General features: G+C 72.2%; 16 protein-coding genes. 10 read left to right on the top strand and 6 right to left on the bottom strand.

Translation table 11 applies throughout. The features are described from left to right. Positions 1-110: 110 nt before the first annotated feature. Entirely contained in the window at positions 111-2822 is a 2712-nt protein-coding gene (gene polA / locus ACH4UK_RS00925; RefSeq protein WP_398353957.1) for a DNA polymerase I, read from the top strand. 63 nt (positions 2823-2885) lie between these two features. Here the strand turns inward: polA and ACH4UK_RS00920 are convergent, their stop codons facing one another. Continuing rightward, on the bottom strand, positions 2886-3764 hold the full coding sequence (locus ACH4UK_RS00920; RefSeq protein WP_398353956.1) for a DUF4184 family protein: 879 nt from the start codon (positions 3762-3764) through the stop codon (positions 2886-2888). Between the two features lie 188 nt (positions 3765-3952). On the opposite strand from ACH4UK_RS00920, the gene ACH4UK_RS00915 reads away from it, so the two are divergent. The 3 genes from ACH4UK_RS00915 to ACH4UK_RS00905 all read left to right on the top strand — a co-directional run bounded on the left by ACH4UK_RS00915 (position 3953) and on the right by ACH4UK_RS00905 (position 6963). Further along, entirely contained in the window at positions 3953-5662 is a 1710-nt protein-coding gene (locus ACH4UK_RS00915) for a lytic murein transglycosylase (RefSeq protein WP_398353955.1), read from the top strand. Between the two features lie 156 nt (positions 5663-5818). Then, positions 5819-5956, top strand: coding sequence for an SPW_0924 family protein (locus tag ACH4UK_RS00910; RefSeq protein WP_103537614.1), 138 nt, complete (start codon positions 5819-5821; stop codon positions 5954-5956). Between the two features lie 26 nt (positions 5957-5982). Beyond that, the gene (locus ACH4UK_RS00905; RefSeq protein ID WP_398353954.1) at positions 5983-6963 is read left to right on the top strand and encodes a DUF3068 domain-containing protein; all 981 of its coding nucleotides are present in this window, start codon (positions 5983-5985) and stop codon (positions 6961-6963) included. Here ACH4UK_RS00905 and hrpB read toward each other — a convergent pair. Both hrpB and ACH4UK_RS00895 read right to left on the bottom strand, forming a co-directional pair. Further along, entirely contained in the window at positions 6950-9460 is a 2511-nt protein-coding gene (gene hrpB, locus ACH4UK_RS00900; protein WP_398353953.1) for an ATP-dependent helicase HrpB, read from the bottom strand. The genes ACH4UK_RS00905 and hrpB overlap by 14 nt on opposite strands. A 38-nt stretch (positions 9461-9498) precedes the next feature. Continuing rightward, complete coding sequence (locus ACH4UK_RS00895; protein ID WP_398353952.1) at positions 9499-10329, bottom strand: class I SAM-dependent methyltransferase; 831 nt, start codon at positions 10327-10329, stop codon at positions 9499-9501. A gap of 408 nt (positions 10330-10737) precedes the next feature. On the opposite strand from ACH4UK_RS00895, the gene rpsA reads away from it, so the two are divergent. Further along, positions 10738-12258 carry a 30S ribosomal protein S1 gene (rpsA, locus tag ACH4UK_RS00890; protein ID WP_398353951.1) on the top strand — a complete coding sequence of 507 codons (1521 nt, stop codon included), beginning with the start codon at positions 10738-10740 and terminating at the stop codon, positions 12256-12258. Positions 12259-12367: 109 nt separating this feature from the next. Here rpsA and ACH4UK_RS00885 read toward each other — a convergent pair whose 3' ends face one another. After that, positions 12368-13327 carry a right-handed parallel beta-helix repeat-containing protein gene (locus tag ACH4UK_RS00885; RefSeq protein ID WP_398353950.1) on the bottom strand — a complete coding sequence of 320 codons (960 nt, stop codon included), beginning with the start codon at positions 13325-13327 and terminating at the stop codon, positions 12368-12370. 275 nt (positions 13328-13602) lie between these two features. Between ACH4UK_RS00885 and ACH4UK_RS00880 the strand changes: the two genes are divergently transcribed. From ACH4UK_RS00880 to ACH4UK_RS00870, 3 genes are all read left to right on the top strand, one after another. After that, positions 13603-14541, top strand: a complete 939-nt coding sequence (locus tag ACH4UK_RS00880) for a PAC2 family protein (RefSeq protein ID WP_398353949.1) — start codon at positions 13603-13605, stop codon at positions 14539-14541. A 31-nt stretch (positions 14542-14572) separates the two neighbouring features. After that, entirely contained in the window at positions 14573-15175 is a 603-nt protein-coding gene (gene coaE, locus ACH4UK_RS00875) for a dephospho-CoA kinase (RefSeq protein ID WP_398353948.1), read from the top strand. A gap of 82 nt (positions 15176-15257) precedes the next feature. Then, complete coding sequence (locus ACH4UK_RS00870) at positions 15258-15626, top strand: tetratricopeptide repeat protein (protein ID WP_398353947.1); 369 nt, start codon at positions 15258-15260, stop codon at positions 15624-15626. Between the two features lie 51 nt (positions 15627-15677). Here ACH4UK_RS00870 and ACH4UK_RS00865 read toward each other — a convergent pair whose 3' ends face one another. Further along, positions 15678-16043: a DUF6343 family protein gene (locus ACH4UK_RS00865; protein ID WP_398353946.1), complete on the bottom strand. Its 366-nt coding sequence runs from the start codon at positions 16041-16043 to the stop codon at positions 15678-15680. A 126-nt stretch (positions 16044-16169) separates the two neighbouring features. Between ACH4UK_RS00865 and ACH4UK_RS00860 the strand changes: the two genes are divergently transcribed. After that, positions 16170-16868 (top strand): class I SAM-dependent methyltransferase, encoded by a 699-nt coding sequence (locus ACH4UK_RS00860; RefSeq protein WP_398353945.1) that lies wholly within the window; start codon positions 16170-16172, stop codon positions 16866-16868. A gap of 99 nt (positions 16869-16967) precedes the next feature. Here ACH4UK_RS00860 and ACH4UK_RS00855 read toward each other — a convergent pair whose 3' ends face one another. Beyond that, the gene (locus ACH4UK_RS00855) at positions 16968-17324 is read right to left on the bottom strand and encodes a hypothetical protein (RefSeq protein ID WP_398353944.1); all 357 of its coding nucleotides are present in this window, start codon (positions 17322-17324) and stop codon (positions 16968-16970) included. Between the two features lie 222 nt (positions 17325-17546). Here ACH4UK_RS00855 and ACH4UK_RS00850 point away from each other — a divergent pair, with 222 nt between their 5' ends. Next, positions 17547-18434, top strand: a complete 888-nt coding sequence (locus ACH4UK_RS00850) for a slipin family protein (RefSeq protein WP_398353943.1) — start codon at positions 17547-17549, stop codon at positions 18432-18434. Positions 18435-18595 lie beyond the last annotated feature (161 nt).

Here is an 18595-nt window from a genome sequence, read left to right as displayed (position 1 = left end):
CCCTTCGAGCGCTTCTTCCACGGGTCGTGCTTCCTCGCCATCGATCCTGTCACGGCCCCGCGGAGTCGTGCCGGTCCGGATTGTCAGTGGGCCGTGGCAGGATCGGGGGCGTGGCTGAGACGGCATCGAAGAAGACGGCAGACAACCGACCGCGCCTGCTCCTCATGGACGGGCACTCCCTGGCGTACCGGGCGTTCTTCGCCCTGCCCGCGGAGAATTTCACGACGGCGGTGGGGCAGCCGACGAACGCCGTGTACGGCTTCATGTCGATGCTGGCGAATACCCTGCGTGATGAGGCGCCCACGCACTTCGCGGTGGCGTTCGACGTGTCCCGCAAGACCTGGCGCGCGCAGGAGTTCCCGGAGTACAAGGCGAACCGCTCCAAGACCCCCGACGAGTTCAAGGGGCAGGTCGAGCTGATCGGGGAGCTGCTCGACGCGATGCACGCGGACCGGTTCGCGGTGGACGGGTTCGAGGCGGACGACGTCATCGCGACGCTGGCCACCCAGGCCGAGGCGGCGGGCTTCGAGGTGCTGATCGTCACCGGTGACCGGGACTCCTTCCAGCTCATCACGGAGAACGTGACCGTGCTGTACCCCACCAAGGGGGTCTCCGAGCTGACCCGGTTCACTCCGGAGAAGGTCGTCGAGAAGTACGGGCTCACCCCGCGGCAGTATCCGGACTTCGCGGCCCTGCGCGGCGACCCGTCGGACAACCTCCCGGGCATCCCCGGGGTCGGCGAGAAGACGGCCGCGAAGTGGATCAACCAGTTCGGTTCGTTCACCGAGCTCGTGGAGCGGGCCGACGAGGTCAAGGGCAAGGCCGGGCAGAACTTCCGGGACCATCTGGACGCGGTGAAGATGAACCGGGTCCTGACCGAGATGGTCCGTGACGTGGAGCTCCCGAAGGCCCCGGCCGAGCTGGAGCGCGCCCCGTACGACCGCACGGCGGTCACCGGTGTCCTGGACATACTGGAGATCCGCAACCCGAGCCTGCGCGAGCGGCTCCTGGCCGTCGACCCGGGGGCGGCGGAGGCCGAGCCGCCCGCGCCCGCCGCGGGCATCGAGCTGGACGGGGTGGTGCTCGGCTCCGGCGAGGTCGCCCCCTGGCTGGAGGCGCACGGCGCGCAGCCGCTCGGCGTCATGACGGTGGACACCTGGTCGCTGGGGGCCGGCACGGTCACCGAGGTGGCGCTCGCCGCCGCCGACGGGGCCGCCGCCTGGCTGGACCCGACCCAGCTGGAGGAGGCCGACGAGCGGGCGTTCGCCGCCTGGGCGTCGGACCCGGCGCGGCCGAAGGTCCTGCACAACGCGAAGAACGTGATGCGGGTCTTCCCCGAGCAGGGCTGGCGGCTCGAGGGCGTCGCGATGGACACCGCGCTCGCCGCGTATCTGGTGAAGCCGGGGCGCCGGTCCTTCGCCCTGGACGCCCTGGCCGTGGAGTATCTGGGCCGGGAGCTGGCCCCGGCCGCCGCCTCCGACGGGCAGCTGGCCTTCGGCGCGGACGACCGGGCCGAGGCGGACGCCCTGATGGCGCAGGCCCGTGCCGTGCTCGACCTGGGCGACGCGTTCACCACCCGGCTGAAGGAGGTGGGGGCGGCGGAGCTGCTGCATGACATGGAGCTGCCGACCTCGATCCTCCTGGCCCGTCTGGAGCGGCACGGGATCGCCGCGGACCGGGCCCATCTGGAGTCCATGGAGCAGCAGTTCGCCGGGACCGTGCAGCAGGCGATCAAGGAGGCGCACGCGGCGGTGGGCCGCGAGTTCAACCTCGGATCGCCCAAGCAGCTCCAGGAGATCCTCTTCGGCGAGCTGGGCCTGCCGAAGACGAAGAAGACCAAGACGGGATACACGACGGACGCGGACGCGCTGGCGTGGCTGGCCGCGCAGACCGAGCACGAGCTGCCGGTCCTGATGCTGCGCCACCGTGAGCAGGCCAAGCTGCGGGTCACCGTCGAGGGGCTGATCAAGACCGTCGCGGCCGACGGCCGGATCCACACCACGTTCAACCAGACGGTGGCGGCGACGGGCCGGCTCTCCTCCACCGACCCCAATCTGCAGAACATCCCCGTCCGCACGGACGAGGGCCGGGCGATCCGCCGGGGCTTCGTCGTCGGCGAGGGCTTCGAGACGCTGATGACGGCGGACTACAGCCAGATCGAGCTGCGGGTGATGGCGCACCTCTCCGAGGACGCCGGTCTCCTCGAGGCGTTCGCCTCCGGCGAGGACCTGCACACCACGGTCGCCTCGCAGGTCTTCGGCGTCGAGAAGGACGCGGTCGACGCGGAGATGCGCCGCAAGATCAAGGCCATGTCCTACGGCCTGGCCTACGGGCTCTCCGCGTTCGGCCTCTCCCAGCAGTTGAACATCGACCCCGCCGAGGCCCGGGTGCTGATGGACACCTACTTCGAGCGGTTCGGCGGGGTGCGTGACTATCTCCACCGGGTCGTCGAGGAGGCCAGGGCCACCGGATACACCGAGACGATCCTCGGCCGCCGCCGCTATCTCCCCGACCTGAACAGCGACAACCGCCAGCGCCGCGAGGCCGCCGAGCGGATGGCGCTCAACGCCCCGATCCAGGGCACCGCCGCGGACATCGTGAAGGTGGCGATGCTGCGGGTGGACCGGGCGCTGACCGAGGCGGAGCTGACCTCGCGGATGCTGCTCCAGGTCCACGACGAAATCGTCCTGGAGATCGCGAAGGGCGAGCGGAAGCGGGTGGAGGAGATCCTGCGCCACGAGATGGCGCACGCGGTCGAGCTGCGCGCCCCGCTCGACGTCTCGGTGGGCGTCGGCAAGGACTGGGAGTCGGCCGCGCACTGAGCGACGGCGAAAGGGCGGGCCCGGACCGCATCACGGTCCCGGGCCGGCCCTTTGCTTTTTCCGCTACTTCCGGCCGGTGGTGACCCGCTTACGGGACTCCTCCGGTACGCCCGCTCCCCGCCCCGGGCCCTGCGTCCTCCGCCGGATCGGCGGCAGGTGCATCGCCACCCCGTACAGCAACAGTCCGGCCGCCAGCCCGGCGCCCGCGCCGAAGCAGGCCGTGGGGATGATGTCGAGCGGGCTCTCGACCCCGCCGAAGTGGGTGTACCAGCGGGCGCACCGATGGGCGACGCCCAGCAGCAGGCACAGGGCCAGCAGACCGAGCGCGGCCCACCGTTCCCGGCGGCCGAGCACCGGGACCTCCGCGGGCGTTGGGGCCGCCGCGGTCCGCCGCAGCCCGGTGACGGCGAACCAGCCGATGACCCCGAGGGCCAGGGCCGAACTGCCGTACTGGACGAACTGGAACACCGGGATGCCGCCGACGCTCCGGCTGAGGACCGGCAGCAGCTCGGTGCCCCACCGGCTGTGGTGGGTGAACGCGTCCCACACCACATGGGTGGCCGCGCCCAGCGCGCCGGAGGCGGCGAACCACGCCCAGGCGGACGGCCCGAAGGAGGCCCGCGTCCACCGCTGCCCCCGGACGAAGGCGTGGACGCGGCCCCGCAGGCGTACCGGCAACAGCGCCACCAGCGGCTCCCGCAGCAGCGCCCACACCGCCACCAGCGCCGCGGCGATGGCCACGTTCACCGTGACCACCCCGAGGAAGGTGTGGGTGAACGACCCGAACTCCATCGCCCCGGGGACCACCGTGTCCGCGAAGTAGGTGATGTCGGGCGCGAACGAACCGGCGACGAGAGCCGAGGGGAACAGCGGCCACCGGGCGGTCCCGTTCCGGCGGATCGCCGGGAGCACGGCGGCGGCATGACTGAGCGTGAACGGCATGGCGGCAAGTATGCGCGACCGTTCGGGCACCCCCGGGTGACCGACGGGACACCATGCGCCGGGGAACGTGAGAAAACCGTAAGAAGCGGTCAGCCCTCGGTGTTCGGGCGGCGGAAGGTGCCGTAGGGTCGCCTGAGTCCTTGCGCTGGGGAGCGCGAGCAGCCTTCGAGGGGGAGGGACCGGAACGTATGGCAGCGCACATTCGCCGACGTCTGCGCAAGGGGGCCACGACCACCGCGGTGGCGGCGGCCGCCGTGGCGGCGCTCGCGGCCTCGCAGGCACCAGCGGCGACCCTGGCCGAAGGACCCGCCGGCGGCGGGGACCAGGCGGCGGCGGGTGAGGACACCGCGGGCGCCGAGGACGGCGCCGCGACCGGCAACTCGCCCTATTACACGGACCTCCCGCCCCTGGTCACGCCCGACAAGCCCGGATCGTCCAGCAATCTGCCGGTGACCGGGAGCGCGGAAGCGGGCATTCCGGCATCGATCCTGGCCGCGTACAAGCAGGCCGAGCAGACCGTCGGCACCACCGACCCCGCCTGCCGGCTGCCCTGGCAACTCCTCGCGGCCATCGGCAAGGTCGAGTCCGGCCAGGCCCGCGGCGGACGCGTCGACGCCAACGGCACCGCCAGCCCCCCGATCCTCGGCCCGGCCCTCAACGGCCAGGGCTTCGCGCTGATCAAGGACACCGACGGCGGGGCGTACGACAGCGACGCGGTCCACGACCGCGCGGTCGGCCCCATGCAGTTCATCCCGTCGACGTGGGCCACCTGGGGCCAGGACGCGAACGGCGACGGACGCAAGGACCCCAACAACATCTACGACGCGGCGCTCGCCGCCGGCCGCTACCTCTGCGCGAACGACCGTGACCTGGCCGTCGGCGCCGACCTCGACCGGGCGGTCCTGAGCTACAACCGCTCGACGGAGTATCTGCGTACGGTCCGCTCCTGGTACTCCTACTACCAGCGCGGTACGCACGAGATCCCCGACGGCACCGGCGCGCTGCCCACCGCCCCGAGCATCCCCTCCGGCTCCTCCCCGAGCCCCACGCCCAGCCCGAGCGGGACCCCGAGCCCCAAGCCCTCCCCGTCCAAGCCGGGCGGCAAGCCGACCCCGGGCCCCTCGAAGCCCGGTGACGGCGGTTCGACCAGCCCGACGCCGAAGCCGCCCACGCCCAAGCCCACGCCGTCCGAGACCTTCGGCTCCCTGGAGAACGCGGGCACCGGCCCGCTGCGCGCCACCGCGGGCGACGCGTTCGAGGAGCGCGTCTCCGTCCGCGCCCGCAACGCGCTCGGCGCCCCGCTGGCCAAGGTGCCTGTCACGTTCACCGTCACCGGGAGTACCGGCACGCTCTTCACCGGCGGCAAGAAGACCGTCACGGTGCGGACCGGGGCCGACGGCACCGCCACCGCTCCGGAGCTCCAGGCGGGCGAGAAGGCCGGGGAGTTCACGGTGACCGCCGTCGCCGGCACCGGCCGGCCGCGCACCCTGACCTACGCGGCGACCGTCACCGCCCGCCAGGCCGACGCGATCGCCCGGACCGACGAGAAGGAGCTCGTCGCCGCACCCGGCGAGAAGTTCGCGGACGCCGTCACCGTCAAGACCACCTTCAAGGACGCGCCCGCGGCCGGAGTGGCGGTCACCGCCACCATGGTCAAGGACCCCCTGGGGCTCTTCGACAACGACAAGGGCCCGTACTTCAAGGACGCGGACGGCAAGCCGGTCCGCACCCTCACCACGCTGACGACCGACGGCGAGGGCGTGCTCCGGCTCCCGGAGATCTTCGCCGACGACGCCGAGGGCACCTATCTGCTGCGCCTCACCACCGAGGGCGGCGCCGCGGTCGTCATCGAGCTCACCGTCAAGGCCCCGCAGGAGACGGAAACCCCCGAAGCCTGACCCCCGCCGCACCGCACAGCCACCGCACAGCCCCTTCGCCACCCGGCGGAGGGGCTGTCCGCTGTGTTCTCATCTCGCGCCCCGGTTGCTACGGTGCCCCAGCCCTGACGACCCATCAGGTCGCCGTCATCGGATCACCGTCCCGGGAGGCCGAGCATGCGTGCCCTCGTCGCCGCCGCCATCGGACTGGCCGCCGCCCTCGCGCTCGTGTTCACCCTCTCCGCCGTCGGCTCCCCGGCCGGGGAGACCTCGCCCGAACCCCTGCTGACCACCGTCCCGGGCCCGAAGAGATAGCCGCCGCAGAGGGAGAGGTCACCACCATGCGCCGCCGAGCCGGTCTCGTACTCCTGGCCTTCGCCGTGTTCTTCGCCGCCCTGTCGCCGCTGCTGCGGTGGTACGCCTTCCCGCGCCTGGCCAAGGTCCCGCCCGGCCAGTACCAGGAAGTCGTCCTGGAGGCGTCCCCGGCGACCCTCCTCGACTACACCACCCTCAAGGCCAGAAAGGTCGAGAAGGTCACCATCGTCCAGACGCTCAAGGGCAACGTGGAGGAGTCCGAGAAGATCGAACGCAGCGCCGGACGCGACGTCGTCGTCTGGGACGCGCTCTCCTACATCGAGGGCCCCGACGGCAAGATGGTCTCCGAGATCCCCGAGCGCTACATCTTCGACGCCCACAGCCAGGCCCCCGTCAACGCCACCGGCGAGATGGTCGACGGCGACCCGGTCCGGCGCGAGGGCATCGAGTTCAAGTGGCCCTTCCTCACCGAGAAACGGGACTACGAGTACTTCGACGCCCAGAGCCGCACCACCGCCCCCATCCACTACCGGGGCACCCGCACCTTCCGCGGCCTGGAGGTCTACTACTTCGAGCAGACCATCCCGTGGACCAAGGTCCCGATGCCGAAGAAGATGCCCATCAAGGGCATCACCGCCGAACAGGTCGCGCAGACCGGCATGACCCGCTGGTACACCACCCAGCGCATGTTCTGGGTCGACCCCGTCACCGGAGCCCCCGTCAACGGCGAGGAGATCCACCGGGAAGAGCTGCGCAACGCCAAGAAGATGGGCATGTCCAAGGACACCGTCACCGCGTTCTCCGGCCATGTGAAGATGCGCGAGGACTACATCGTGGACACCGTCGACCTGGTGAAGTCCCAGCGCGTCCTGGTCCTCCTCCTCACCTCGTACCTGCCCTGGGGCTTCCTGGGCCTGGGCGTCGGACTGCTCGCGCTCGCCCTGTGGCTGGAGGCCCGCTCCCGGCAGCCGGCGAGTCCGCGGCCGGCAGACGCTACGAACGCTTGAGCCGCGCCGAGGTGAACCGCGTCGCCGCTACGGTCGCCGGATCCTCCGGCCACGGATGCTTCGGGTAGCGGCCGCGCAGCTCCGCCCGCACCGCCTGGTAGCCGTCCTGCCAGAACGACGCCAGGTCGGCGGTGACCGCGGCGGGCCGCCCCGCGGGGGAGAGCAGATGGACCAGCACCGGCACCCCGGCCACCCGGGGCGTCTCCCGCAGCCCGAACAACTCCTGGACCTTCACCGCCAGTACGGGCTGCTCCCCGCCGTACTCCACCCGGATCCGCGAACCGCTCGGCACCTCGATCCGCTCCGGCGCCAGCTCCTCCAGCCGGGCCGCCTCCCCGGTCGTCCAGGGCAGCAGCCGCCGCAACGCCTGGCCCGCGTCGATCCGGCCCAGGTCGGAACGGTGCCGCGCCCGCGACAGCTCGGGCTCCAGCCACGCGTCCGGATCCGCCAGCAGCGCCTCGTCCCCGACGTCCGGCCACGGCGGCCCCAGCACCCGGTGCAGGAACGCCAACCGCAGCCGCAACTGCCCGGTGTCCCGGTTCCACCGCAGCAGCCCGAGCCCCTCCCGCCGCAGCCCCTCCAGCAGGGCCCCGCGCACCAGCGCCGGATCGGGCTGCCGCAGCGGGCGTACCGCCAGCTCCACCGCCCCCAGCCGGTCCACGGACCGGGCCACCACCGCACCGTCCACCCAGCGGACCTCCTCGCCCCGCACCCGCAGATGCCCGGCGGCCAGCAGCGCGGTGGACTCGTCGACCACCGCCGCCAGCCGCACCCGCGCCGAAGCCGCGTGCGAGGGCCGGTCCGCGACCGCCACGGCCAGCCAGGGCGCGCTGCGCAGCCGCGAGGAGTCCCGCAGCTCCGCGCCCGTGCCCGACGCCATCAGAAAGGCCCCGTCGCCCCGGGCCCGCGCCACCCGCTCCGGAAACGCCAGCGCGGCGACCAGGCCGACGACGGCGTCATCGGAACGGCCGCCGTCCTTCCCGCCCGACGAGCCGCCGCCCAGAGACGACGACAGCCGCCGCACCTCCTGCTTCCAGCGCGCCGCATACCCGTCCTGGCCCCGGCGGGCGGTCCGCAGCGCGGCCGCGAGATCGTCCCCGTACTCCCTCGGCGGCTCCTCGCTCAGTAGCGCCACCACCTCCGCGGCCCGCCGCGCCCCGGCCTCCCGCGCGCCGTCCAGCAGCGCCCGCGCCAGCCGGGGATGCAGCCCGAGCCGGGACATCCGTACGCCGCGCTCGGTGACCCGGCCCCCGCCGTCCACCGCGCCGATCGCCTCCAGTACCTCCCGGGCCGCGCCCATCGCCCCGGCGGGCGGCGCGTCCAGCAGCGCCAGCGATGAGGCGTCCGGATCGCCCCAGCACGCCGCCTGGAGCGCGAAGGCGGCGAGGTCGGCGACCTTGATCTCGGGGGAGGGGAAGCGCGCGAGCCGCCCGTCCTCGGCCTGGTCCCAGCACCGGTACACCGCCCCCGGGGCCTCCCTCCCCGCCCGCCCGGCGCGCTGCCGCCCGGCCGCCTGCGAGGCCCGTACGGTCGTCAGGGCGCTCAGGCCCCGGGCATGGTCGGTACGCGGCTCCCGGGCGAGACCCGAGTCGACGACGACCCGCACGCCCGGCACCGTCAGGGACGACTCCGCCACCGAGGTCGCCAGCACCACCCGCCGGCCCCCCGACGAGCCGGCCAGCACCGCGTCCTGCACGGCCGCCGGAGCGCGCCCGTGCACCTGGAGCACCTCCGCGTCCACCCCCGCGAGCTGCCCGGCCACCCGGCCGATCTCCCCGACGCCGGGCAGGAAGCAGAGCACGTCCCCCTCCCGCTCCGCGAGCGCCCGCCGCACGGTGGCCGTCACATGGGTCAGCAGCGCCGGATCGACGCGCATCCCGTGCGGGGGCCTCACCGGACGGGCGGGCGGCGCCCAGACCACCTCCACCGGATGCGAGACGCCCTGCGCCTCGATCACCGGGGCGTCCCCGAGCAGTCGCGCCCAGCCCTCCGCGTCCGTCGTCGCGGACGCCGCCACCAGCCGCAGATCGGGCCGGATCGTCTCGCGTACGTCCAGGAGGAAGGCGGCGACCGTGTCGGCGTCCAGATGCCGCTCGTGACACTCGTCGATGACCACCACGTCCACCCCGGCCAGCTCCTGGTCCCGCTGGAGCCGCTGGAGCAGCACCCCGGTGGTCACGACCTCCACCACCGTGTCCCGCCCCACCAGGCGCTCGCCGCGCACCGTGAACCCGATCCGGCCGCCCGGCCGCTCCCCGAGCAGCCAGGCCATCCGCCGGGCCGCCGCCCGCGCGGCGATCCGGCGCGGCTCGGCGACCACGACCCGGCGGGCCGGGCCCTCGCCGGTCAGCCCGGCCAGCACCAGCGGGACGAGCGTCGTCTTGCCGGTGCCGGGAGGGGCGCACAGCACGGCGACGCCCCGGTCATCGAGCGCGCGTCGCAGGGCGGGCACGGTGGTGCGGACGGGCAGGCTTTCCAGGGCTTCGGTACGGATCACGTCCCCAGTGTCGTACGGGTGCTCCCGTCGGCGAGCGGTCAGTCCCGCTCGCAGACGAAGATCGCGGTGCCCGGGATCAGGTTGCCGCGCAGCGGGGACCAGCCGCCCCACTCCTGGTTGTTCCAGGCGGGCCATTCCGGTTCGACCAGATCGATCAGCCGGAAACCGCCCGCGACCACGTCCCGGACCCGGTCGCCCAGCGTGCGGTGGTGTTCCACATAGACGGCGTCGCCGTCCTCGTCCTGCTCGACATAGGGGACACGGTCGAAATAGGAGGCGGCGACGGAAAGCCCCTCGGGTCCGGGCTCGTCCGGGAACGCCCAGCGGATCGGATGCGTCACGGAGAACACCCAGCGCCCGCCGGGCCGCAGCACCCGGCGGACCTCGCGGAAGACCTGCACGGGGTCGGCGACGAACGGCACCGCCCCGTACGCGGAACAGGCCAGGTCGAAGGCGCCCTCGCGGAACGGGAGCCGGCCCGCGTCCGCCTCGACCAGTGGGACGCCCTCGCCGATCCGCAGGGCGTGCTGGAGCTGGCGGTGGGAGAGATCGAGCGCGACCGGGCGGGCGCCCCGGCCGGCCAGCCAGCGTGAGCACTGGGCGGCCCCGGCCCCGATCTCCAGGACGTCGAGGCCCTGGAGGGAGGAGGCCGGCCCCAGCAGGGCGGCCTCCGCCTCGTCCAGCCCCTCGGGACCCCAGACGAAGCGGTCGTCGCCGAGGAAGCTGCCGTGGTCCGTCTGGTAGTCGTCGGCGTTCCGGTCCCACCAGCCGCGGTTGGCCCGGCTGCTCTCCGCGACGCCGGCCGCGCGCCGTGTGGCCTCGGGTTCTGCCGGTTCTGCGGAGTGGGGCCCGTGGATCTCTTGGCTCATTGTGCCCGTCGTTGTAGTTTGCCTTCACCCGCCGCACGCGGTCCGTACCCGGGTGCACGTCGTGTGCACAGGGACGTGTCCGCGGCGCGGTGCCGTAGTGTGTTCGGGCCGATATGGCCTCGGAGAACACGAGTTGTGCCGGGATCGGGGCGATGTGCCCCGGGTGTGCGCCTTCGCGCATTGACCCTGTCCGGCTGCCCCCGTATGCTACAAGTTGCGCTGCGAGCCTGCGCGCCTCAGACCTAGCAGGCCGCGCTCGCGTCTGTTGCATGTCCCCTCGGTTGTCGAGAGCGTCTCTCCGGAAACGGATTGCGTGCTTTCCAGGCTGTCCGGCTTCTGCAGAGGCGATACGGGCTTTCGGCGTGGCAGTACCTACGACTCTCTGTCCGTACCGGAGCCCTTTCCCACATGACGAGCAGCACCGAGACCACCACCACGCCGCAGGTTGCGGTCAACGACATCGGCGACGCGGACGCGTTCCTCGCGGCGATCGACGAGACGATCAAGTACTTCAACGACGGCGACATCGTTGATGGCGTCATCGTCAAGGTTGACCGCGACGAGGTCCTCCTCGACATCGGTTACAAGACCGAAGGTGTCATCCCGAGCCGCGAGCTCTCGATCAAGCACGACGTCGACCCGAACGAGGTCGTCAAGGTCGGCGACGAGATCGAGGCCCTGGTTCTCCAGAAGGAGGACAAGGAAGGCCGCCTGATCCTCTCGAAGAAGCGCGCTCAGTACGAGCGTGCTTGGGGCACCATCGAGAAGATCAAGGAAGAGGACGGCATCGTCACCGGTACCGTCATCGAGGTCGTCAAGGGTGGTCTCATCCTCGACATCGGCCTCCGTGGCTTCCTGCCGGCGTCCCTCGTCGAGATGCGTCGTGTCCGCGACCTCCAGCCCTACGTGGGCAAGGAGCTCGAGGCCAAGATCATCGAGCTGGACAAGAACCGCAACAACGTGGTCCTGTCCCGCCGTGCCTGGCTCGAGCAGACCCAGTCCGAGGTTCGCCAGACGTTCCTCACGACCCTGCAGAAGGGTCAGGTCCGCTCCGGCGTCGTCTCCTCGATCGTCAACTTCGGTGCCTTCGTGGACCTGGGTGGCGTCGACGGTCTCGTGCACGTCTCCGAGCTGTCCTGGAAGCACATCGACCACCCCTCCGAGGTTGTCGAGGTCGGCCAGGAAGTCACCGTCGAGGTCCTCGACGTCGACATGGACCGCGAGCGCGTCTCCCTGTCGCTCAAGGCGACGCAGGAAGACCCGTGGCAGCAGTTCGCCCGGACGCACCAGATCGGTCAGGTCGTCCCGGGTAAGGTCACCAAGCTCGTTCCCTTCGGTGCGTTCGTGCGCGTCGACGAGGGCATCGAGGGTCTGGTCCACATCTCCGAGCTGGCCGAGCGCCACGTGGAGATCCCGGAGCAGGTCGTCCAGGTCAACGACGAGATCTTCGTCAAGGTCATCGACATCGACCTCGAGCGCCGTCGCATCAGCCTCTCGCTGAAGCAGGCCAACGAGTCCTTCGGTGGCGACCCGGCCTCGGTCGAGTTCGACCCGACGCTGTACGGCATGGCCGCGTCGTACGACGACCAGGGCAACTACATCTACCCCGAGGGCTTCGACCCCGAGACCAACGACTGGCTCGAGGGCTTCGAGGCGCAGCGCGAGGTCTGGGAGACCCAGTACGCCGAGGCGCAGACGCGCTTCGAGCAGCACCAGGCCCAGGTCATCAAGTCCCGCGAGGCCGACGAGGCTGCTGCGGCCGAGGGCGCTGCTGCCCCGGCCGGCGCGGCTCCGGCTGCCTCCGGTGGCACCGGTGGCGGCGGTGGCGGCGGTTCGTACTCCTCGGAGTCGGCGGACAACTCCGGCGCCCTGGCGTCGGACGAGGCCCTGGCGGCGCTGCGCGAGAAGCTCGCGGGCGGCCAGAGCTGACGCTCTGACCCCGGCGGCTCATCGGCTGCGATTGCTGTAGAGCGGTAAGTGAGGCCCGTCCCCCTCGGGGGGCGGGCCTCACTCGCGTCCGGGGGCGGCCGGACATCCCCTACGGGGTGACGGCGATGTTGGTGAGGCCCTTGCCGCCGGTGACGGTGTTGCTCGCATACACGGTGGTGCGGCAACCCGAGCTGTTGTTGGTGACGTTGATGGCGAGCTGCTTGTCGCCGGTGGCCCCGGAGAGGTTCGAGGAGTTGCCGCGGAAGACGGTGCCGCAGCCCCAGCCGCTCTGCTGGGTGTGGGTCTCGTAGCCGTTGTTGGTGGTGCGCGAGCCCCTGTTGCCCTCGACCAGGACGTTGTTGCCCTTCACGTCGACCCAGGAGTCGTCGTAGTTGGCGCCGGTCAGCCCGTCGCCGTCGAAGGTGTTGCCGATGATCCTCGCGCCGGTCGTGCCCTCCTTGATGTCGATGCTCTCGCCGCCGACACCGGGGCCGATCGTGTTGTCGATGATCTGCGCGTTGTCGCTGCGGTCGGAGAGGTCGCCCGCCGAACCGACGTACACGCCCTCGCCCATGCCCCGTCCGTTCTGCCCGGTGTCGTAGATCCGGGAGTTCTTGAGGACGCCGTCCTTGCTGGACTTGCGGAAGTGGACCCCCTCCATGTCGAGGTCGTGCACGGTCACCGCGTCGATGACGACGCCGTTCGCCGCGTCGGCCATGATGCCCTTCTGGCCGCCCTTGATCGTGATCCCCTGGACGGTCCAGTACGAGGCGCCGTTCAGGTGCAGCCCGTAGCCGCCGCCCGCCGTCAGCACGGCCCCGCTGGAGCCGGTGAGGGTGATCCGGGCCCCGGAGGAGCCGGGCCGGGTGGCCTTGAAGTTCCCGGTGTACGTGCCGTCGGCGAGCCGGATCGTGTCGCCGGGGGAGACGGTGGTGAGCGCCGACTTGAGCTGGGCCGCGGTGCTCACGTCGATGACCGCGGCGTTCGCGGGTCCTGCGCCGGCCAGGGTGAGGCCACCGGCGGCCAGGGCGGCGGTGAGCAGGGCGGCGAGGGGGGAGCGGGTGCGCATGGGGGTGCCTTCCCGTCGTAGGGGTCCAGGATGTTCCCGTACATGAACGTGAGCCGTGTGTCTGAACGTGTTGCCCAGTGACGGTAGGGACGGCGGCGGGGCGCGTCAAGGTCTGGACCAGGATCGGCGGGTGGTGCCGGAAGGGGTGAAGCATCCCCCCGGCACCGGCAACTGACGTGCCTTGCCCCGCTCTCGCCCGGGAAAGATCAGGGCGTGGGGAATGCTCGTGCGGCCGCTCGTGTTCTTGCTGAGGAACACGAGGAGGAGCGGTAACCGTGCCTGATCCGCAGAGTTTGTACGAATGGGAGCCGAAGGGCCTGGCCGTCGTCGACATGGCGCTGGCGCAGGAGTCGGCCGGCCTGGTCATGCTCTACCACTTCGACGGCTACATCGACGCGGGCGAGACCGGCGAGCAGATCGTCGACGGTCTGCTCGAGACGCTGCCCCACCAGGTCGTCGTGCGCTTCGACCACGATCGGCTCGTCGACTACCGCGCACGGCGGCCCCTGCTCACCTTCCGGCGCGACCGCTGGTCGTCCTTCGAGGCCCCGACCCTGGAGGTCCGCGTGGTCCAGGACGCCACCGGGGCCCCCTTCCTGCTGCTGTCGGGCCCGGAGCCGGACGTGGAGTGGGAGCGGTTCGCCGCCGCCGTCGAGCAGATCGTCGAGCGCCTCGGCGTCCGGCTCGCGGTGAACTTCCACGGCATCCCGATGGGCGTCCCGCACACCCGCCCCGTCGGTATCACCCCGCACGGCAACCGCACCGATCTGATGCCGGGCCACCGCAGCCCCTTCGACGAGGCCCAGGTCCCCGGTTCCGCCGAGGCCCTCGTCGAGTACCGGCTGATGGAGTCCGGTCACGACGTCCTCGGGGTCGCCACCCACGTCCCGCACTACGTGGCCAGGTCCTCCTACCCGGACGCGGCGCTGACCGCGCTGGAGGCGATCACCGCCGCGACCGGTCTGGTGCTGCCCGCTCTCGCGCACTCCCTGCGCACCGAGGCGCACCGCACCCAGACCGAGATCGACCGGCAGATCGGCCAGGGCGACGAGGAACTGGTCTCCCTCGTCGAGGGCCTCGAGCACCAGTACGACGCCATCGCCGGCTCCGAGACGCGCGGCAACCTCGTCGCCGAGCCGGTCGACCTGCCGTCCGCCGACGAGATCGGCCGCGAGTTCGAGCGGTTCCTCGCGGAGCGGGAGGGCGAAGGCTGAGGACGTACGCCGGGCCCGTAGGCTGCGGCCCATGCTGAAAGTGGGCCTGACCGGCGGCATCGGCGCCGGCAAGAGCGAAGTGTCGCGGCTGCTCGTCCAGTACGGCGCGGTCCTGATCGACTCCGACCGGATCTCCCGCGAGGTCGTCGAGCCCGGGACGCCCGGACTCGCGGCCGTCGTCGAGGAGTTCGGGCCGGGCGTCCTCACCGCCGAAGGCACCCTGGACCGTCCGGCGCTGGGCGCGCTGGTCTTCGCCGACGGCGAGCGCCTCGCCGCCCTCAACGCGATCGTCCACCCGCTGGTCGGCGCCCGCGCGGCCGAGCGGGAGCGGGCCGCCCCCGAGGACGCCGTCGTCGTCCACGACGTCCCCCTCCTCACGGAGAACGGGCTCGCCCCCTTCTACGACCTCGTCGTGGTCGTCGACGCCTCCGCCGAGACCCAGCTCGACCGGCTGGTGACGCTGCGGGGAATGGCGGAGTCCGACGCCCGCGCCAGGATGGCCGCCCAGGCGACCCGCGAGCAGCGCCGGGCCATCGCCGACCTGATCGTGGACAACGACGGGCCGCTGGAGGCGCTGGAGCCGCAGGTCCGCACGGTCTGGGACGAGTTGGTCCGCAGGGCCGCCGCCCGCTGAGCCCGCGCACGGGAGGGTCCGGCCGGAATGCCGGAGCCGGGGCGGATGTTGGAAACGCGTGAGGGAAGGGAAGGATGCGACCGTGCCCGAGAGGAATCCGCAGACCCACGTCATCGACTTCCGTGCGGCCGAGCAACTGCTCGACGCCCGGGACCCCCGGGGTGCCGTCAAGCTCCTCGACTCGGTGATCGCCGCCCACCCGGAGAACACCGCCGCCCGGCTGCTCCGGGCCCGCGCCTTCTTCGCCTCCGCGCAACTGCGCCCCGCCGAGCTGGAATTCGAGCTGGTGCTGGAGCGCGAGCCGGACAACGCCTTCGCCCACTTCGCACTGGCCCGCACCTTCGAGCGGGCCGGCCGCCCGGAGCAGGCGACCCGGCACTTCCGGCTGGCGGCGGCGCTCGACCCGAAGCCGGAGTACCTCCGGGCCGCGAAGTTCGACGAGCGGGACTGAGGGCCGAGCACGCGGCGTACGCGCGGGCCTGAGGGGCCCTCGGCCGGGCCGCTAGGGCGGCCCGGCCGAGGGGCCTGCCCGGTCCCCGTTCTTCCATCGGCCGTCCGCGCCGGGCCTCGGCCGGCGGGGGCGGCCGTCGCCGTGGTCCGGCTCGTACGGCGGGACGTCACGCCCCGGCTGGTAGTGCGGCCCCTGGCGCATGCGGTACGTGACCACGCCGAGGTCCACCAGCGCGAGCAGCAGCACCACCGCACAGGCCGCCGCCCACCCCGGCCGTCCGGTCAGCGAGAAGGCCACCAGACCGAAGAGGGCCCAGAGCATCCCCCACAGGCTCAGCCAGAGCCGCATCCGCAGCGGACTGCGGGCGGTCGCGGGCTCACTGCCGGTACGCATCGAGATCACCTCACTCACCAGCATGGACCCGCCCGGCGACGGACGGAACGGGGCACGGTGCCCGGCGGGCGGCCACTACGCTGCGGGCCCCGGCGCTGACCCGGTGTGAGGGGCGGGGAACCGCGTTCGGCGGCGGCTCGTTCGTCCTTCATGAGCGAATCACTGGTACGCGAGGGGTATGAGGGGACCGGTCCCGGAGCCATCACTCCGGACGGCTGCGCGGTGGAGCTGTATCGCCGGCTGTCCGTCGGCGAGGAGCCGGACGTGATCGCGGGCGCGGCCCGCGCCGGTGCGAGCATCCTCGAACTGGGCTGCGGGGCGGGCCGGGTGACGCACCCGCTGGTGCGGCGCGGGTTCGCCGTGACGGCGGTGGACGAGTCGCGGGAGATGCTGGAGGCCATCGTCGGGGCGCGCACGGTGCGCGGCTCCATCGAGTCGCTGGACCTGGGCGACGAGCGGTTCGACGTGGTGCTGCTCGGCTCGTTCCTGGTCCACGCGGGCGAGCACCGGGTGCGCGACGGGATGCTGCGCGTCTGCCGCGCCCATGTGCGGGACGACGGGATCGTCCTGATCCAGCGCGAGGGCGTGGCGCACCGCTCGGAGCTGCCGTGGGAGCGGACCGACCCGTCCGGCGGCCTGATCCGGATCGTCTCCGCGGACCCGGTGGGTGACGGCGTGCGTTCGGTGCGCGCGGAGTATCACTTCGACGACGCGCGGTGGACGCAGACCTTCCTGTCGCGGGAGCTGTCCGACGAGGATCTCGCCCGGTATCTCGCGGCGGCCGGACTCGCGGTGGACCGGGCCCTCACCGACGACGGCACCTGGTTGCTGGCCCGCCCGGTGCTCTGACCGGCCGGGGCCGGGCGACCGGCTGCCCGGTGGCCCCCGCCGCCGGTCGCGGCTCCCCGTCCCTCGGTGCTCTCGGTGCTCTCAGCGCCCCGAGCGCTCTCAGTGCACGAAGCTGTAGCTGCGCCACGGCTCGCTGCCCGGCGCCGTCACATCGCTGAACCGGGTGGCCACATAGGTCGTGCCGCCGCCGGTGCAGTCGCGCGTGCGGTAGAGGATGACGTCGACCAGCGTCCCGTTCTCCACCTCGTGGGCTCCCGCCGGAGCGATCCGGTGGCAGCCGCGCACGGAGGGGCTGTTCACCTGCAGCACCGCCTCGCGCTCCGTCGTGTACGTCACCGGGCCGACCGCGGTGCGGCCGAGCCCGGAGCAGCCCGAGACGGCGAGGGCGAGCAGCGAGGCTCCGGCGGCGATCCGGAGGCGGCGTCGGCGGCGGTGAGCGGTAGCGGTCACGGACATGGTCGGGTCCTCGTCTGCTCGTCCGGCGAATCGGTACGTCGGGAGGACGTGCCGGCGCTGGCCACCCTGCCCGCCCGGGACCGCCCCGGCATCCCGTACGCGGCCGACCGGGCGAGCCGCCGTTCGACGGAGGTTCCCCCTGCGGCCAAATGGGGCATAAAATCGTAAAAGGTGTTAATGGGATGCGCGTGTGTCCGTTCCCCTTCCCGTCAGGGGGCCGTGATGGCTCAGGAACTAGTGATCGCGTTGGTGGCGGTGCTCTGCGCCGGAGCGCTGTACGTGGCCTCGGCGGCGCGGGTGATCCGGCAGTACGAGCGAGGCGTCGTGCTGCGGCTCGGCAGGCTGAGGGAGGACGTGCGGCGGCCGGGCTTCACGATGGTCGTGCCGGGGATCGACCGGCTGCGCAAGGTCAACATGCAGATCGTCACGATGCCGGTGCCCGCCCAGGACGGCATCACCCGGGACAACGTCACCGTCCGCGTGGACGCCGTCATCTACTTCAAGGTGGTCGACCCGACGAACGCCGTCATCGCGGTGGAGGACTACCGGTTCGCCGTCTCGCAGATGGCCCAGACCTCGCTCCGGTCGATCATCGGCAAGAGCGACCTGGACGATCTGCTGTCCAACCGCGAGAAGCTGAACCAGGGGCTGGAGGTCATGATCGACAGCCCGGCGGTCAGCTGGGGCGTGCAGATCGACCGGGTGGAGATCAAGGACGTCTCGCTGCCGGAGACCATGAAGCGTTCCATGGCCCGCCAGGCCGAGGCGGACCGGGAGCGGCGCGCCAGGGTGATCAACGCCGACGCGGAGCTCCAGGCCTCGAAGAAGCTGGCGCAGGCGGCCGGAGAGATGTCTGCCCAGCCCGCGGCCCTCCAGCTGAGGCTGTTGCAGACGGTGGTCGCGGTCGCGGCGGAGAAGAACTCCACCCTGGTGCTGCCCTTCCCGGTGGAACTGCTCCGGTTCCTGGAGCGCGCGCAGCAGCCGCCGGTGGAGGCGGGGCCGGGCCGGGCGGGACAGCAGCCGCCGGCGGAGACGAGGCCGGGCCGGACGGGACAGCAGCCGTCGGCGAACGGCGCCGCCGTCTCCGAGCAGCCGTTCGCCCATCACTGAGCGTGGCGGGTCCGCGCGCCGGAAGGGACCGGTGCCTGGCCGATCTCGCCGCCGCTGAGCTGCGGTGATGCGACCGGAGACCGCAGTGTCAGAGCTCCCGCCTAGACTCACGGAGTCAGCACATTCCGTGGGCAAGAGACCGTGGATCGGGTGGGAGGGGG

It is taken from the genome of Streptomyces sp. NPDC020884, assembly GCF_044333935.1.
In the GTDB taxonomy this organism is placed as follows: domain Bacteria; phylum Actinomycetota; class Actinomycetes; order Streptomycetales; family Streptomycetaceae; genus Streptomyces.
Note: the sequence above shows the minus strand (reverse complement) of the source record. Positions and strands in the feature narration are given on the sequence as shown.

What these genes read in the sequence shown, in the direction of transcription:
- ACH4UK_RS00910 (WP_103537614.1), top strand. Translation starts at nt 5,819, where the DNA reads ATGCGTGCCCTCGTCGCCGCCGCCATCGGACTGGCCGCCGCCCTCGCG.
- rpsA (WP_398353951.1), top strand. Translation starts at nt 10,738, where the DNA reads ATGACGAGCAGCACCGAGACCACCACCACGCCGCAGGTTGCGGTCAAC.
- ACH4UK_RS00865 (WP_398353946.1), bottom strand. Translation starts at nt 16,043, where the DNA reads ATGCTGGTGAGTGAGGTGATCTCGATGCGTACCGGCAGTGAGCCCGCG.
- ACH4UK_RS00850 (WP_398353943.1), top strand. Translation starts at nt 17,547, where the DNA reads ATGGCTCAGGAACTAGTGATCGCGTTGGTGGCGGTGCTCTGCGCCGGA.
- ACH4UK_RS00915 (WP_398353955.1), top strand. Translation starts at nt 3,953, where the DNA reads ATGGCAGCGCACATTCGCCGACGTCTGCGCAAGGGGGCCACGACCACC.
- ACH4UK_RS00885 (WP_398353950.1), bottom strand. Translation starts at nt 13,327, where the DNA reads ATGCGCACCCGCTCCCCCCTCGCCGCCCTGCTCACCGCCGCCCTGGCC.
- ACH4UK_RS00855 (WP_398353944.1), bottom strand. Translation starts at nt 17,324, where the DNA reads ATGTCCGTGACCGCTACCGCTCACCGCCGCCGACGCCGCCTCCGGATC.
- coaE (WP_398353948.1), top strand. Translation starts at nt 14,573, where the DNA reads ATGCTGAAAGTGGGCCTGACCGGCGGCATCGGCGCCGGCAAGAGCGAA.
- ACH4UK_RS00860 (WP_398353945.1), top strand. Translation starts at nt 16,170, where the DNA reads ATGAGCGAATCACTGGTACGCGAGGGGTATGAGGGGACCGGTCCCGGA.
- ACH4UK_RS00905 (WP_398353954.1), top strand. Translation starts at nt 5,983, where the DNA reads ATGCGCCGCCGAGCCGGTCTCGTACTCCTGGCCTTCGCCGTGTTCTTC.
- ACH4UK_RS00895 (WP_398353952.1), bottom strand. Translation starts at nt 10,329, where the DNA reads ATGAGCCAAGAGATCCACGGGCCCCACTCCGCAGAACCGGCAGAACCC.
- ACH4UK_RS00920 (WP_398353956.1), bottom strand. Translation starts at nt 3,764, where the DNA reads ATGCCGTTCACGCTCAGTCATGCCGCCGCCGTGCTCCCGGCGATCCGC.